We start from the raw sequence: 13,009 nt of genomic DNA, 5'->3' as shown, positions 1-13,009 counted from the left end.
CCCATGGATTTCCAGCTCTCCGACTCCCAGCGCGCCCTGCAGGACATGGCGCGCAAGTTCGCCCGCGAGGTGATGCGCCCCAAGGCGGCCCACCACGACGAGACCTCGGAGTTCCCCCGGGCCATCATCGCCTCGGCCTGGGAGAATGGCCTGCTCAACATGAACCTGCCCGAGTCGTGTGGCGGCCTCGGGCTGTCCCACCTCGATCAGCTCCTGGCCTACGAGGAGCTGGCCTGGGGGTGCTCGGGCATGGCCACCTCCATCACGGCCAACGACCTGGCCAACCTGCCCATCGTGGTGGGCGCCAGCGAGGAGCAGAAGAAGCGCCTGCTCACCCCCTTCACGCAGGAGTTCAAGCTCGCGGCCTTCTGCCTCACCGAGCCGGAGGCGGGCTCGGACGTGGCCAACATGGGCACCACCGCCGTGCGCGATGGCGACCACTACGTGCTCAATGGCTCCAAGTGCTTCATCACCAACGGAGGCCACGCGGACCAGTACACGGTGTTCGCCACGGTGGACAAGGCCAAGAAGCATAAGGGCATCACCTGCTTCGTGGTGGAGGGCCGTCCCAAGGGCCTCACCGCGGGCAAGCACGAGAACAAGATGGGCCAGCGCGCGAGCGACACCGTCGCCCTCACCTTCGAGGACGTGCGCGTGCCGGTGGCCAACCGCATCGGCGAGGAGGGCGAGGGCTTCCGCATCGCCATGGAGACGCTCGATAACAGCCGTCCCATCACCGCCATCATGTCCGTGGGCATCGCCCGCGCGGCCCTCGAGTACTCCCTGGAGTACTCCGCTCAGCGCAAGACGTTCGGCAAGCCCATTCGTGAACACCAGGCCATCCAGTTCATGCTCGCCGACATGGCCATGAACACCCACGCCGCGCGGCTGCTGTGCCACCAGAGCGCCTGGCTCCTGGACGAGGGTCAGAAGAACACCCTCCTGTCCTCCTACGCCAAGTGCTTCGCGGCGGACATGGCCATGAAGGTCGCCACCGACGCCGTCCAGGTCTACGGCGGTTACGGCTACATCAAGGAATACCCGGTGGAGAAGCTCATGCGCGACGCCAAGCTCATCCAGATCTACGAGGGCACCAGTCAGGTGCAGCGCCTGGTCATCGCCAAGGAGCTGTTCAAATAAGAAATCCTACACTTCCGGCGAGCTTCTTCGTTGCCGGGTGGGGGCGTTGATGCGAAAATCAATGCCCCCGATTATCTCTCAATGCATCGCGTCATCCACCAGGGCGCGGCGCGGGAGATACCCGCTCTTCGAAGGAGAAGAACGACCGTGAAGATCCTCGTCACCGCCAAGCGCGTGGAAGACCCCGAGTCCAAGATCAAGGTGAAGCCGGATGGCTCGGACATCGTGAAGGAGGGGTTGAAGTACAAGATCAACCCCTTCGATGAGATCGGAGTGGAGGAGGCCCTGCGTCTCGTGGCCAAGCATGGCGGCGAGGTGGTGGTCGTCTCCATCGGCGGCAAGGAGGTCCAGGAGCAGCTGCGGCACGCGCTGGCCATGGGCGCCACCCGCGCGGTGTGGGTGAACCACGCGGGCGCGTTGGATCAGATGGGCGTGGCGGCGCTGCTGCAGAAGGTGGCGGACAAGGAGAAGCCGGACCTGGTCATCCTCGGCAAGCAGTCCATCGACGACGACCAGAACCAGGTGGGCCAGTATCTGGCCGAGTACCTGGGCTGGGGCCAGGCCACGTTCGCCTCCAAGGTGGAGTCGCTGGAGAGCGAGCAGGAGAAGAGCAAGACGCCCGCGCTGCACGTGGCGGCGGATGGCAAGTCGGTGCGCGTGGTGCGCGAGGTGGACAACGGCCTGGCCACGGTGGAGTGCACGCTGCCGGCGATCGTCACCACGGACCTGCGCCTGAACCTGCCGCGCTACGCGAGCCTGCCGGGCATCATGAAGGCCAAGAGCAAGCCCATCGAGGAGCTGACGCCGGAGAAGCTGGGCGCGGACGTGGCCCCGAAGATCCAGGTGCTCAAGCTGGCGTCGCCCCCGGCGCGCAAGGCGGGCATCAAGGTGCCGGACGTGGCGACCCTGGTGGACAAGCTGCGCAACGAGGCCAAGGCCCTCTGACCTGGGCGCGGTCCCCAACCTTCTTCGACACACGGAATTGGAGCTGAACATGTCGATCGTTCTCATCGTCGCGGAGCAGCAGCCGGACGGACACCTGCGCAAGGCCACCCTCAACGCCGTGAGCGCCGGTAAGCAGCTCGCGGACAAGGCCGGCGCCGAGCTGCACCTGGTGCTGCTGTCCAAGGATCCCTCGAAGGTCGCCGAGGAGCTCAAGGGCCTGGGCGCCAAGGTGGTGCACACCGCCGCCGCGGGCGAGTTCGAGCACTACCTGGCCGAGACGTACGCCCCGGCCATCGCGGAGCTCGCCACGAGCCTCAACGCCTCCTACGTGGGCATGGCGTCCACCGCCCAGGGCAAGGACTTGCTGCCGCGCGTCGCCGCCCGGCTGAAGGCCGCCATGGCCACGGACGTGATGGGCTTTGGTGGCGCGGGCGCGGACATCACCTTCCACCGGCCCATGTGGGCGGGCAACGTCTTCGCCGAGGTGAAGCTGTCCACCCCGGTGAAGGTCTTCACGCTGCGCCCCACCGAGTTCCCGGCCGCCGCCACGGGCCAGGGCGCCGCCGAGCACAAGACGTTCTCGCCCAAGGTGGAGAGCGGCAAGACGAAGTTCGTGAGCTTCAACGAGGTCAAGAGCGCGCGGCCGGAGCTCACCGAGGCGCGCGTGGTCGTCTCCGGAGGCCGCGGCACCAAGGGCGACTTCAAGGAGATCGAGGCCCTGGCCGACCTGCTCAACGGCGCGGTGGGTGCCTCGCGCGCGGTGTGTGACGCCGGCTGGGTGCCCAACGATCTGCAGGTGGGTCAGACGGGCAAGGTCGTCGCGCCGCAGCTCTACATCGCCGCGGGCATCTCCGGCGCCATCCAGCACCTGGCGGGCATGAAGAGCTCCAAGACGATCGTCGCCATCAACAAGGACGCCGAGGCCCCCATCTTCCAGGTGGCGGACTACGGCTTGGTGGATGACCTCTTCAAGGTCCTGCCCGCGCTGCGCGAGGCGGTGGCCAAGATCAAGGGCTAAGTAGGTAGCCAAAAGTTCCTTTACAAAAAGGAACGGAGCCAGAAGCGGCGGGAGAGGACTCCTGCCTTGCGTAGAGCCTGCCGAGGCGACAGGTCCAGCACCCAGTCTTCGGCGTCCTGGGCCTGTGCGTCAACGGTGGGGTATTGGCGGTTGGACGCGACGTGCTGCTTGAGGCCGCGCCACAGGTGGTCCATGGCGTTGAGTTCCGACCACTGCTTGGGTAACCACAGCAGGTGGATGTCCAGGCGCGCAGTCAGTTGCAGAGTACGTGCGGCGGTGTGGCAGCCAGCCTTGTCCAGCAGCAGGAAGAGGGGGCGCCCGGGATAGTGCGCTCGCAACAGCCGAAGGAAGGCCTGGAAGTCCTCCTGACGCAGAGAGGGGCGCTGGAGAACGACACGGTGGCCGGTGAGCGGATTGAGCGCACCGAAGAGGACACGCTTCGCGTTCTGCCCGGTGATGGGCACGCGGGCCTGCTCCCCTCGGGGAGCCCACGCCGCGCGTAGCGGCGGAAACTGACGCAGGAAGGTCTCGTCCTCGAAGAGGAACACCGCGCTCTCGGGCAACCGTCTCAGCCGACGGACAAGCGCTCCTTTTTTTGGGGCAGGTGGGGCGCCTTCTCCGAGAAGACGTAGCGCGGACGTTTCCAGCGCAGGCCCATGGCCTTCATGCGGCGGCGCAGGGTGCGGGGATTGATGGGGCAGCCGTAGCGCCGCTCCAGGTGCCCGGCCAGCAGCGCCACCGTCCAGGTGTGGGTGCTATAGCCCCAGTCCGAGGGGGGACTGCTGAGTTCGAGGAGTATCTGCTCCGGGCCGATGCAGTCGGCGGCCGGTGGCCGTCCGCGGCGAGGTCCGTCGTGCAGTGCTTCGACGCGCCGCTGTTGCACGTAGCGTTTGAGCCAGAAGTACACCGTCGGTCGGCTCAACCCCGTGACGTGCGCCGCCTGGGCCAGCGTGTGGCCCTCAGCTACCAGCAGCAGCGCTTGCGCACGCTGGAACACGCGTACATCCTCGGCGTGCCCAAGCGCTCGCCGGAGTCGAGCGCGGTCATACCCGGTCAGCCCCCGCTGGGCGGGGGCCAGTGCCTTGCGCATCGGCTCAGCGTAGGTCCTCCGCGTTATTCTGTCGGGAACTTTTGGTCACCTACTTAGTTCCGCCCGGTCTCGAAGCGCTCCTGGAGGGGCGGTGGCGGGGAGGACTCCCCCGCGCCGCCCCTTCGGCGTTGCGGGGGAGACGGCTACAGGTCGATCTCCTGCTCGGACGGGGCGGGGGGCTCCTCGTCCTCCTCGGGCAGGGGCTCCACCTGGGGCAGGTCCGGGCGGGAGGAGGGGGGCTCGGACAATTCCGGCGGCTCGTCGGAGGGCGTGTCGAGCAGATCGATGGGGGCATGGTCGGGCACGTCCACCCGGAGGGTCTGGAAGCGCCAGGTGCCGTCGGTCTTGGTGGCCTTGACGCGCAGCAGGCCCTCGCCCCGGGGACCCTTGAGGGGGATGGTGAGCTGGGCCAGTCCCTCGTCGTTGTGGGTCTTGATGTTCATCTGCTGCCCGAGCCAGCTCGTCTCGATGGGCTCTCCGAGCGCCTCGCGCACCTCGGGGGATTGCTTCGCGCGGGCCACCGACTCCGTGAAGACGGGGGTGTCGCTGAAGCTCTTGAGGGCGAGGCCCGCGAAGAGGGCACCCAGGCATCCGCAGGACAGCAGCAGGCCCAGACACCCCACGGGAATCACCCAGGGCCAGTTGCGGCCCCACCAGCTCTTCTGGGGGGCCATGGGGCTCTCGGACGTCGTGTTCATGCTTCCTCCCGGGCCCGGTGCCCGCGCGCTTCGTTGCGCCTCCTCATGAGCGATTCCCATGACGCCGACAAGGGGCGGGTCATTGCATCGGCCAGGAGGGTAGGTCCAAATGGCTCGCGGGGGTGATGCCGCTGGGCGTCTATGCCATCTTGGGGGTGACCATGAGTGCCACTGTCCCCCTCGAGTCCCCGGTTTCCCCAGCCTCCGAACGCCTCCAGGCGGACGGGATGATGCTGCTGGTGACGGCGCTCTGGGGAGGCACCTTCGTGATGGTGAAGGACGCGCTCGGGCATGGGGATCCGTTCTCCTTCCTCGCGCTGCGCTTCTGCCTCGGCGCGATGACGCTCACGGCCATGGCCCGGCGGCGCATGCTCTCCCGCCGGACGCTGCTGCGCGGAGGGCTGTTGGGGGTGTTCCTCTTCCTGGGCTTCGCGTTCCAGACGTGGGGCCTGGTGTCCACGCCGCCCTCGCGCTCGGCCTTCATCACCGGCCTGTACGTGGTGCTGGTGCCCCTGCTCGGCTGGGCGCTCTTCCGCCGCCGGCCTCCCTTCACCCTGTGGTTGGGGGCGGGGATGGCGTTGATGGGCTTGTACACGCTCTCGGGGGCGGACCTGGGCATGGGCCTGACGTCCGGGGACGGACTGACGCTCGGGGGCGCGTTGGCGTACGCCTTCCACATCCTGTTCACCGAGCGGCTGGCGCCCAAGAAGGACGTGGTGGCGCTCGTGGCGGTGCAGCTGTGGATGGTGTCCCTGCTGTCCGCGCTCTGCCTGCCCTTCACCGGGGCCCGGGTGGAGTGGACGCCGTCCTTCGTGGGCGCGGTGCTGTTCTGCGGCCTGGTGGCCAGCGCGCTCGCCCTGAGCATGCAGGCCTGGGCCCAGGCGCGCACCACCGCCGTGCGCGTGGCGCTCATCTGCTGCCTGGAGCCCGTGCTCGCGGGGTTGTACTCGGTGGCGCTCGGCTACGAGACGCTGGGCGAGCGCGAGTGGGTGGGCGGAGGCCTCATCGTGCTGGGCGTGGTGGTGGCGGAGGTGAGCGGGCAGCTCTGGGCCCGTCTCCGGCCCTCGCGCGTGCCGCAGCCCGAGTGAGGCGCGGCTCCTCCGCGCCGCCCGGACGTCCCCTGGGCATCCGGGCGGGCGGGGTGGCGCGGAAGACGTGCGGACCGGCGCGGTCGCGCTATACCCGGCATCTCCCATGAGCGTCGAACTGCGAAGGAATGGACTGCAACTGGTGGGGACACCTCTGTTCCTCGACGCGACGCGCAAGACACCCCTGTCCTTCGTCAGCCACGCGCACGCGGACCATATCGGCCGGCACGAGCGCACCATCGCCACGGCCGCCACCCTGCGCTTCATGACGCACCGCCTGGGCAAGGTGCACGCGCCCCTGCCGGCGCCCTATGGCCGCCCCTTCGACCTGGGGCCGCTCTCGCTCGAGTTGCTGCCCGCGGGCCACATCCTCGGCAGCGCGCAGCTGCGCGTCATCCGCGAGGACGGCAAGCGCATCGTCTACACGGGGGACCTGAACCTCGTGCCCTCGCTCACCGCCGAGCCCGCCCAGGTGGCCGAGTGCGACCTGCTCGTCATCGAGTCCACCTTCGGGCACCCGCGCTATGCCTTCCCTCCTCGCGAGGAGGTGTTCGGACAGGTGGAGACGTGGGTGCGACGCCACCTGGAGCGCGGCGCGGTGCCGGTGCTCCTGGGCTACTCGCTGGGCAAGAGCCAGGAGGCGATGAAGTACCTGTCGAGCCGGGGCTTCTCGCTCGTGGCCCATGCCTCCATCCACGAGGTGGCCCTGCTCTATGGAGAGCTGGGCGTCCCCATCGAGCGGATGCGCTGCTTCGATGGCCGCGTGGATCCGGGCGAGGTGCTCTTCTTTCCGCCCCATGCGGCGCGGGGGGGGGCGCTCTCGTCCTTCTGGCCCCGGGCCACCGCGGTCCTCACCGGCTGGGCCCTGGACGGGCCGGGCGCCGCGCGGCGTTACGGCGCGGACGTGGCCTTTCCGGTGTCCGACCACGCCGATTGCGCGTCGCTCGTGCGCTACGCGAAGGCCACGGGCGCCCGCGACGTCATCACCCACCACGGCTTCGCCGAGGAGCTGGCCCAGGTGATGCGCGCCGAGGGCCTGGACGCGCGAGCGCTCGGTCAGCCCAAGCAGCTCGCGCTCCTTTAATACGCCCCGTCCCGCGTCACCCCTCGCCGGGCGACTGGACGATGAGCTTCTCCTTGCCGCACACGTCGCAGCGCAGGTGGACGAACAGATCCTCGTCGCTCTCCTCGGGCACCTCGCCCTCGGGCACGCCCAGCTCCGTCTTGGCGAGCGCCGCCACCTTCCCGGGGATGTCGTTGGCGCGCAGGGACTGCACGAAGGTCATCTCCCGGTCGTGACACTCGCGGGTCTCGGGGCCGGTGAGCCAGGCGGGCTCCATGCCCTCGGGCAGACGTCCCAGGAGCTCCAGGTGGCCCAGGGCCTCGGCCAGGTACGCGAGGCGCCGCAGCCGGGCCTCCTCGGGCAGGGCGGAGAACACCTGGAAGCCCTCGAGCAGGGCCTCGCGGTCGTCACCGGTGGCCGACTGCGCCAGCTCCACGGCGGCCTCGGCCGACTCCAGGGCCTCGTCCCAGTTGTTCTCCGGGGTGAAGCCGGCCTCGAGCAGCGCGGTGTAGAGCTGGGCGGCGGCGAGGCGGCGGCGCACCTCGTGGGTGTGCTCCACCACCTCCTGGGGCAGGCGCAGCTCCAGGATGGCGCCCGTGGTGCGCGGGTCCACCGTGCCGGTGAGGTCATCCACCGCCAGCTCCTCGCGCAGCGACTCCTTGAGCGCCTTGGCCGCGGAGAATCGGAAGGAGGGCACCACGCCCACCTCGCGCAGGTACATGGCGGCGATGTTGGCGTCCTTGGAGCCCATGCGCAGCGAGCGCTGGGCGCGCTCCACGGCGCCGGTGTCCGCCAGGGGCTTCTTGTTCTCCATGCGCGTCTTGACGGCCTCCCGGTAGAGCGTCTCCAGCGCGCTGCCCGGGGGCAGGCGCGTGGGGATGAGCGGGCGCAGACCGGGCACGTCCAGCACCCACAGGGGCGGGGCGCCCAGGCGCTTGAGGGCGCGGAAGAAGAGGGAGCCTGGAGGATCCTGGGGGCGGAAGGGGGGAAGTTCGCCCTCGGCGGGCTGCTCGGGGTTGGACTGGAAGAGCGCTCCGGCGGTGCCCAGCGCCTTGTCCCGCTGCTCGCGGGTGAAGGCGGTGATGCCCTGGACGGGCGGGGGAGGCGGCGGCGGGGCCTCCTGTCCGTCCAGGCCGACGACGCGGTCCATGTCCACGTCATCGAAGTCCGCTTCGTCGATCCCCTGGGCGCCCGTGAAGTCACAGCGCAGGAGCTTGAGCTTCTCGAAGGTGGCGCCCTCAAGGTTGGCGCCTCGGAAGTCACAGTCCTGGAGGCGTCCGCCGTGGAAGTAGGCGTTGGAGAGGTCCGTGTCGCGGAAGTTCATCTTGGACAGGTCGCAGCGCTCCCACTCGCTGCCCACCAGTCCCAGGCCCGACAGGTCGGCGTTGGCGGAGAAGAGCTGCGAGAAGGTGGCGCCCGTGTGCTCGGTGGGGACCTTGCCCGCCTTGCGCAGGCGGTTCCAGTCCGCGCTTCCGTTCTGCAGGAGCTGTTCAATCGTGGGGGCTTTCGGCATGGACCCGAATTTATCGGTGTGGTGTGGTCCGGGCGCCAGTCAAATGATCGAGTTCCGAATCGAGGAAGACAGCGCGGGCATGCGGTTGGACAAGTTCCTCCGCAAGAAGCTCGCGAACGTGCCCACTTCCCACCTCTTCAAGATGATCCGCGTGAAGAAGGTGAGGGTGAACGGCAAACGTGCCCAGCCCGAGCAGCCGCTGGCGGCCGGGGACACCATTTCCATCCGGGGGACGCAGGAGCAGCTGCTCGCCCCCGCCGCCGCCGAGGAGCGCAAACCCGCCCCACCCCCCGAAGTAGACCCCTCCGACCTGGTCATCCTCCTGGAGGACGACTGGATGATGGCGGTGGACAAGCCCAGCGGCATGGCCGTGCACACCGGCAGCGGCATCACCGGGGGGACCCTGGTGGACTATGTGCGCGCCCACCTGGGGCCCAAGGCGGTCCGCAACGACTTCACCGCCAGTCCCGCCCACCGGCTGGACCGGGAGACCAGCGGCGTCATCCTGGTGGCCAAGCGCCGCCCGGCGATGGTCCACTTCACGGACCTGTTCACGAACCACCACCCCAAGAAGCGCTACCTCACCCTGGTGAAGGGAAAGATGCCGCGCGACTCCGGGGTCATCAATCTACCGCTCGCCGAGCACCAGCAGACGGCCGAGTCCAAGGCCCGTCGGGGGGTGAACATGCAGGACGCCGTCACCCGCTGGAAGGTCATCCGGCAGTCAAGCGAGGCAGCCCTCCTCTCCTGCGTCATCGAAACCGGGCGGACCCATCAGATAAGAAGGCACCTGGTGGCCATTGGACATCCCGTGGCGGGAGACAAGAAGTACGGTGACTTCGCTTTCAATCGGGACGTGCGGGCGCGCTGGGGTCTCAAGCGCTTGTTCCTGCACGCCGCGAGCATCGAGTTCCCCCACCCGGCCCACAAGGGCAAGGTGGAGGTGGAGGCGGACCTGCCTCCGGAGTTGAAGGACGTGTTGAAGCGCGCCGCGCTGGAACCCTCATGAGTACGAAACCCCCCAAGAACTCCCAGTCGAAGCTGGTGCTCGACGGCGTCCCCCCCAAGCGCGGCATTCTCGTGCGCCTGCTCAAGTTCGCCGCGTGGGCCACGCTCACGGGCGCCACGGCGGCGGCGGTGGCGGGGCTCGGCCTGTACTACCATTTCTCCGAGGGGCTGCCGGACATCCCCCGGGTGGACCAGTACTGGCCGCCCATCGTCACCGAGGTCTACACGGATGACGCGGTGCTCGCCGGCGAGTTCTACCACCACCGGCGCAAGGTGGTGCCCTACGAGCACATCCCCAAGCGCCTCGTGCAGGCCTTCATCGCCAGCGAGGACTCGAGCTTCTTCGACCACATGGGCGTGGACGTGCTCGGCACGGCGCGCGCCGCCTCGAAGACGATCGCCAAGAAGCTGGGCCTGGGGGGCAGCATGCAGGGTGGCTCCACCCTGACGCAGCAGACGGCCAAGGCGGTGCTCATCTCCGCCGAGGGCTACGCGTCCGCCACGGCCAAGAACCTCACGCGCAAGATCCGCGAGGCCATCCTCGCCCGGCGCCTGGAGGAGGCGCTCACCAAGGAGGAGATCCTCTACCTCTACCTGAACAACGTCTTCCTCGGGCACCACAGCTACGGCGTGCAGAGCGCGGCGGAGAACTACTACCGCAAGGACGTGCGCGACCTGACGCTCGGGGAGATGACGCTCATCGCCGGTCTGCCCCAGGCGCCCAGCCGCTACTCGCCCTTCCTGCGTCCGGAGGCGGCCCGCAAGCGCCGCTCCTACGTGCTGCGGCGCATGCTCACCGAGGGGATGATCACCGAGGCCGAGCGCGCCCAGGCCGACGCCGAGCCGGTGCGGGTCTACCCCGTGGAGGACGTCTTCCACGAGTTCGCGCCGTACTTCACCGAGCAGGTGCGCCGCAACATGGTGGACCGCTACACCAACAAGGCCCTGCTCAACGATGGCCTGAAGATCTTCGCCACCATGGACAGCGAGCGCCAGCGCGCCGCCCAGGAGTCGGTGCTCGAGGGGCTCCTGTCCATCGACAAGCGCCAGGGCTTCCGCGGTCCGGTGCAGCAGCTGGCCACCGAGGCCGAGCGCCGTGCCTTCCTGGAGAAGGCCACCAAGGCCCTGGGCGGGGAGAAGCTGCAGGAGAACAAGCTCTACGTGGGCCTGGTCACGGCCCTGGCGGCGGACGGCTCGGGCGCGGACGTGCAGGTGGGGCCGCACAAGGGCCTCCTGCCGCTGCTGGGCATGCGCTGGGCGCGCAAGGTCAATCCCGAGGGCTACTACCCGGGGCTGATGCTCACCTCCGTCAAGAAGACGCTCGCCGTGGGCGACGTGCTCGTGCTGCGCCACGTGGTGAAGAAGGAGCTCACGGACGACAACGTCCAGTTCGATCGCAAGATGGACAAGGAGCTGCCCGAGGGCGTGCCGCTCTTCCGCCTGGAGCAGGAGCCGGAGCTGCAGAGCGCGCTCGTGTCCATCGATCCGCACCGCCAGTACCTCACGGCCATGGTGGGCGGCTACGACTTCGACGCCAACGAGTTCAACCGCGCCTTCCAGGCGTGCCGTCAGCCGGGCAGCTCCTTCAAGCCGCTCGTGTACTCGGCGGCGCTCGAGCAACTCGGGTGGACGGGGGCCACGATCATCGTGGACTCGCCCATCGTGGAGCATGACCCCGAGAGCGGCGTGAGCTGGAAGCCGGACAACTACAGCGACGAGTTCCTCGGGGACGTGCTGTTGCGCACCGCGCTGGTCAACTCGATGAACATCCCCGCGGTGAAGACGTTCGGCGCGGTGGGCGTGCACAAGATGGCCGAGTGGTCCACGCGCCTGGGCCTCACCACGCCCATGAACATGGACTTCTCCGCGGCGCTCGGCTCCTCGTGCGTGTACCCGTACGACCTGGCGGGCGTGTACGCGACCTTCAACCGCTACGGCCGCAAGAAGCCCACCTACTTCGTGCGCAAGGTGGAGGATCGCTTCGGGCGCACGCTCGAGGACCACACGGCGTACGACGACGCGTGGGCGCCCTTGCAGGACCGGGTGGCGGCGGGCTACGCGCGGCTGTTCGAGCCAGGCGAGCAGGTGATGAGCCCCGAGACGGGCTTCATCCTCACCTCCATGCTGCGGGGCGTGGTGCAGGAGGGCACGGGTGGACCGGCGCAGCGGCTGGGCAAGCCCGCGGCGGGCAAGACGGGCACCACGAACGACTCGTTCGACACGTGGTTCGCCGGCTTCACGCGCGACCTGGTGACGGTGACGTGGGTGGGCTACGACAAGAACGAGCACCCGCTGGGCCGCTACGAGACGGGTGGCCGCGCCTCCCTGCCCATCTGGCTCAACTACATGAAGCCGGCGCTCGCGGCGCGTCCCCAGTCCGAGTTCTGGCCCCCCGAGTGGCTGCGCGAGAACCTGCGCCTGCTGCGCATCGACAAGAAGACGGGGAAGATCGCCTCCTCGGGCACCAAGGAGGTGGCGAACATCTGGTTCAAGAAGGGCACCCAGCCCGAGGACGTGGCCCCGGAGAAGGGGGCCGTGGGCGCCCAGGAATTCATGATGGGCGTGCCTTAGCGCGCCTTGCGGCGCACGAGCCGGTCATAGACGGCGTTGGGCAGGTACTTGAGCACGCTCCCAACGCCCGCCATCTGCCAGGGGAAGGCGTACTCGGCCTCCCCGCGCTGGATGGCCCGGGCCATGAGCTCCACCGCGTCCTCCGTCTCCAGGAGGAAGGGCATGGTGTACTTGTTCTGCGCCGTCATCTCGCTCTTCACGAAGCCCGGGTAGAGGCAGGTCACCCCCACTCCCGTGCCTCGCAGGTCCACGCGCAGGCTCTCCATGAAGATGGAGAGGAAGGCCTTGGAGGCGGAGTAGGCGCCGCTGCGCGGCATGCCCCGGATGGCGGCGAGGCTCGCCACGCCCACCACGTGGCCCTTCTTGCGCTCCACCATGCGCGGCAGCACCGCGCTCAGCGTGGCGGCCGTCCCGGACACGTTGACGTCGATCGTCTGCTTCACCGTCGCCCAATCGATGCGCTTGGCGGAGGACTCCCGCCCGTAGCCCGCGTTGGCGATGATGAGCTCCAGGCCGCCACAGGCGTCATCCAGTTCGCGGATCCGGGCGATGGTGGCGTCCGCGTCGGCGATGTCCAGCTCCACGGGCTCGATGTGGGAGCCGGACGCGCGGGCCTCCTGGGCGAGCGCTTCCAGGTTCTCCCGGCGCCGGGCCGCCGCGTACACCTTGACGCCTTTCCGGGCGTACCAGAGCGCGAGCCCCCGGCCGATGCCGCTCGAGGCTCCCGTGACCAACGCCGTCCGATAGTTCGTCTCCGCCATGTGCTTCCTCCCTCGTCCGCGTGCGGCTTCCTGCCACGGAACGCGGCGGGCGGGGGAGGGATTTATAAGCGCTGAGAGCGCCTAACAAAAATAAGGGCTGGGCCCTTTTTCCCG

Annotated in this window: 12 protein-coding genes; 7 read left to right on the top strand and 5 right to left on the bottom strand. The window is 68.8% G+C overall.

What is annotated here, in order from left to right; translation table 11 throughout:
- Window positions 1-3 precede the first annotated feature (3 nt).
- The 3 genes from MEBOL_RS08100 (at window position 4) to MEBOL_RS08090 (ending at window position 3,103) form a co-directional block, all read left to right on the top strand.
- Window positions 4-1,140 (top strand): acyl-CoA dehydrogenase family protein, encoded by a 1,137-nt coding sequence (locus MEBOL_RS08100; RefSeq protein ID WP_095976871.1) that lies wholly within the window; start codon window positions 4-6, stop codon window positions 1,138-1,140.
- Window positions 1,141-1,287: 147 nt separating this feature from the next.
- A complete protein-coding gene (locus MEBOL_RS08095; protein WP_095976870.1) occupies window positions 1,288-2,085 on the top strand; it encodes an electron transfer flavoprotein subunit beta/FixA family protein in 798 nt (265 codons plus the stop codon).
- A 49-nt stretch (window positions 2,086-2,134) separates the two neighbouring features.
- Complete coding sequence (locus tag MEBOL_RS08090) at window positions 2,135-3,103, top strand: electron transfer flavoprotein subunit alpha/FixB family protein (protein ID WP_095976869.1); 969 nt, start codon at window positions 2,135-2,137, stop codon at window positions 3,101-3,103.
- A 20-nt stretch (window positions 3,104-3,123) separates the two neighbouring features.
- Here MEBOL_RS08090 and MEBOL_RS08085 read toward each other — a convergent pair whose 3' ends face one another.
- From MEBOL_RS08085 to MEBOL_RS08075, 3 genes are all read right to left on the bottom strand, one after another.
- Window positions 3,124-3,666, bottom strand: a complete 543-nt coding sequence (locus MEBOL_RS08085) for an IS630 family transposase (protein ID WP_157774815.1) — start codon at window positions 3,664-3,666, stop codon at window positions 3,124-3,126.
- A 5-nt stretch (window positions 3,667-3,671) separates the two neighbouring features.
- Window positions 3,672-4,100, bottom strand: a complete 429-nt coding sequence (locus MEBOL_RS41005; protein WP_157774814.1) for a helix-turn-helix domain-containing protein — start codon at window positions 4,098-4,100, stop codon at window positions 3,672-3,674.
- Between the two features lie 236 nt (window positions 4,101-4,336).
- Entirely contained in the window at window positions 4,337-4,891 is a 555-nt protein-coding gene (locus MEBOL_RS08075; protein WP_157774813.1) for a cytochrome c oxidase assembly factor Coa1 family protein, read from the bottom strand.
- A gap of 161 nt (window positions 4,892-5,052) precedes the next feature.
- Here MEBOL_RS08075 and MEBOL_RS08070 point away from each other — a divergent pair, with 161 nt between their 5' ends.
- Entirely contained in the window at window positions 5,053-5,979 is a 927-nt protein-coding gene (locus MEBOL_RS08070; protein WP_170115463.1) for a DMT family transporter, read from the top strand.
- A 106-nt stretch (window positions 5,980-6,085) separates the two neighbouring features.
- Window positions 6,086-7,063, top strand: a complete 978-nt coding sequence (locus MEBOL_RS08065) for an MBL fold metallo-hydrolase (RefSeq protein WP_095976866.1) — start codon at window positions 6,086-6,088, stop codon at window positions 7,061-7,063.
- 16 nt (window positions 7,064-7,079) lie between these two features.
- On the opposite strand, the gene MEBOL_RS08060 is transcribed toward MEBOL_RS08065, so the two are convergent.
- The gene (locus tag MEBOL_RS08060; RefSeq protein WP_095976865.1) at window positions 7,080-8,555 is read right to left on the bottom strand and encodes a pentapeptide repeat-containing protein; all 1,476 of its coding nucleotides are present in this window, start codon (window positions 8,553-8,555) and stop codon (window positions 7,080-7,082) included.
- Between the two features lie 43 nt (window positions 8,556-8,598).
- Here MEBOL_RS08060 and MEBOL_RS08055 point away from each other — a divergent pair, with 43 nt between their 5' ends.
- Complete coding sequence (locus tag MEBOL_RS08055) at window positions 8,599-9,564, top strand: RluA family pseudouridine synthase (RefSeq protein ID WP_095976864.1); 966 nt, start codon at window positions 8,599-8,601, stop codon at window positions 9,562-9,564.
- Complete coding sequence (locus MEBOL_RS08050; RefSeq protein WP_095976863.1) at window positions 9,561-12,134, top strand: penicillin-binding protein 1A; 2,574 nt, start codon at window positions 9,561-9,563, stop codon at window positions 12,132-12,134. Before MEBOL_RS08055 ends, MEBOL_RS08050 begins: the two co-directional genes overlap by 4 nt.
- Here MEBOL_RS08050 and MEBOL_RS08045 read toward each other — a convergent pair.
- Window positions 12,131-12,895 (bottom strand): SDR family NAD(P)-dependent oxidoreductase, encoded by a 765-nt coding sequence (locus MEBOL_RS08045; protein WP_095976862.1) that lies wholly within the window; start codon window positions 12,893-12,895, stop codon window positions 12,131-12,133. The two genes, MEBOL_RS08050 and MEBOL_RS08045, sit on opposite strands and share 4 nt — an antisense overlap.
- Between the last annotated feature and the right edge of the window lie 114 nt (window positions 12,896-13,009).

Origin of the sequence: Melittangium boletus DSM 14713, from assembly GCF_002305855.1 — a bacterium.
GTDB classification, from domain to species: Bacteria; Myxococcota; Myxococcia; order Myxococcales; family Myxococcaceae; genus Cystobacter; species Cystobacter boletus.
Note: the sequence above shows the minus strand (reverse complement) of the source record. Positions and strands in the feature narration are given on the sequence as shown.

What these genes read in the sequence shown, in the direction of transcription:
- MEBOL_RS08055 (WP_095976864.1), top strand. Translation starts at nt 8,599, where the DNA reads ATGATCGAGTTCCGAATCGAGGAAGACAGCGCGGGCATGCGGTTGGAC.
- MEBOL_RS08065 (WP_095976866.1), top strand. Translation starts at nt 6,086, where the DNA reads ATGAGCGTCGAACTGCGAAGGAATGGACTGCAACTGGTGGGGACACCT.
- MEBOL_RS08100 (WP_095976871.1), top strand. Translation starts at nt 4, where the DNA reads ATGGATTTCCAGCTCTCCGACTCCCAGCGCGCCCTGCAGGACATGGCG.
- MEBOL_RS08070 (WP_170115463.1), top strand. Translation starts at nt 5,053, where the DNA reads ATGAGTGCCACTGTCCCCCTCGAGTCCCCGGTTTCCCCAGCCTCCGAA.
- MEBOL_RS08050 (WP_095976863.1), top strand. Translation starts at nt 9,561, where the DNA reads ATGAGTACGAAACCCCCCAAGAACTCCCAGTCGAAGCTGGTGCTCGAC.
- MEBOL_RS08090 (WP_095976869.1), top strand. Translation starts at nt 2,135, where the DNA reads ATGTCGATCGTTCTCATCGTCGCGGAGCAGCAGCCGGACGGACACCTG.
- MEBOL_RS08075 (WP_157774813.1), bottom strand. Translation starts at nt 4,891, where the DNA reads ATGAACACGACGTCCGAGAGCCCCATGGCCCCCCAGAAGAGCTGGTGG.
- MEBOL_RS08060 (WP_095976865.1), bottom strand. Translation starts at nt 8,555, where the DNA reads ATGCCGAAAGCCCCCACGATTGAACAGCTCCTGCAGAACGGAAGCGCG.
- MEBOL_RS08045 (WP_095976862.1), bottom strand. Translation starts at nt 12,895, where the DNA reads ATGGCGGAGACGAACTATCGGACGGCGTTGGTCACGGGAGCCTCGAGC.